Source organism: Dellaglioa sp. CoH-57-MRSF-19, from assembly GCF_056781975.1.
The window spans coordinates 1-348 of sequence record NZ_JBXAXW010000192.1 but is presented as its reverse complement, the minus strand read 5'-3'; the positions used below and the strand labels follow the sequence as shown (position 1 = coordinate 348).

Here is a 348-nt window from a genome sequence, read left to right as displayed (position 1 = left end):
GCTGGAGTACGACATGGTCCGGATTCACGCGATCCTGCATCAGGCCACCGGCGACAGCATCATCATCATGAACGAGATCTTCACCTCGACGACCGTGAGCGACGCGATCTTCCTCGGCACACAGATCCTCGACCGGATCATCGCTCTCGGTGCGCTCGGAGTGTGCGTCACCTTCGTCGACGAGCTCTCCACCCTCGGCCCGGAAACCGTCAGCATGGTCGCCGACGTCGACCCGGCCGACGTCACCACCCGCACCTTCCACCTCAGCCGGCGCCCTGCCGACGGCCTCGCCCACGCCATCGCGAGCGCAGCCCGATACGGGCTCACCGCCGAACGCCTGCAGGAAAG

Annotated in this window: 1 protein-coding gene; it reads left to right on the top strand. The window is 66.1% G+C overall.

Features of this window, described 5'->3' with window-relative positions:
- The coding region (locus AC1RO3_RS08910; RefSeq protein WP_481764068.1) for a P-loop NTPase family protein at nt 1-348 on the top strand (348 nt) is incomplete at both ends.